At 55.3% G+C, this 769-nt stretch carries 1 protein-coding gene and 1 pseudogene; both read right to left on the bottom strand.

Going from position 1 to position 769, the window contains the following annotated elements; genetic code table 11:
* Positions 1-484, bottom strand: a pseudogene (locus lacNas_RS05110) (DNA translocase FtsK); the annotation flags it as partial.
* A 19-nt stretch (positions 485-503) separates the two neighbouring features.
* Positions 504-769 (bottom strand): DUF1149 family protein (locus tag lacNas_RS05105; RefSeq protein WP_201346659.1); only part of this gene is annotated, 266 nt, incomplete at its 5' end.

Here is a 769-nt window from a genome sequence, read left to right as displayed (position 1 = left end):
AAATGCCGCCTGCTTGTCCCAGCAGCTGGTAGAAGATGCCGTACAAAAAGCTGCCGATCAGGCCGCCGCCGACGCTGACCGTGACGTTGGCCCGGGCCAGCTCTTCATAGATCACGCTCTTGAAGGCCGCGATAAAGTCGCTGTGCACGGCCTGCAGGTTGAAAAAGCGGCTGGCCAGGACATACAGCAGTCCCAGATAGGCTAAAAGCAGACCGCTGGTCCGCTTGAAGCCAAAGCGCGGCGGCTGGCCGTAGATCAGCATCACCAGGCCCAGGATTGCCAAAAAGCCCCCGCCAAGCAGGTAGCTGTCGCCGATCAGCAGCCGCAGCAAATTGGCCAGTTCCTTGCCCAGCCAGCCAAGGCGCAATAACGCCAAAATGGCTACCAGGATCAAGACGATCCCGGTAACCACCCAGCTCAATGATTCTTCTGTTTTTTTCTTTTTGTTCTTTTTACGATTGGCCTGCCTTTTCTTTCGAGGCATTTGCTCACCTGCTTAGTCCTTAGAAATTAGGTTCAAAATCCAAGTTGATCGGTTCGTCCAAGGCAACCTGGCTTACTTCGTAAGTCAAGGTTTCGATGTATTCAACCAGCGGCCGGCTGAGCAGGCGATAGGTTTCCTGGTCCAGGTCCTGGCCGTCGCCGTGGTAGCCCAGCAGCTGTACGACTTGGGTGTTTACCCCGCTGATTTCGATAATGTTGTCTTCATCCGGCGTAACGTCGTAAACGACAGCCACTTCATAGTAGCCGCCTGCTTCGCCGGCGTCCT

The sequence above is a fragment of the Lactobacillus nasalidis genome (assembly GCF_016587775.1).
Taxonomy (GTDB): domain Bacteria; phylum Bacillota; class Bacilli; order Lactobacillales; family Lactobacillaceae; genus Lactobacillus; species Lactobacillus nasalidis.
Note: the sequence above shows the minus strand (reverse complement) of the source record. Positions and strands in the feature narration are given on the sequence as shown.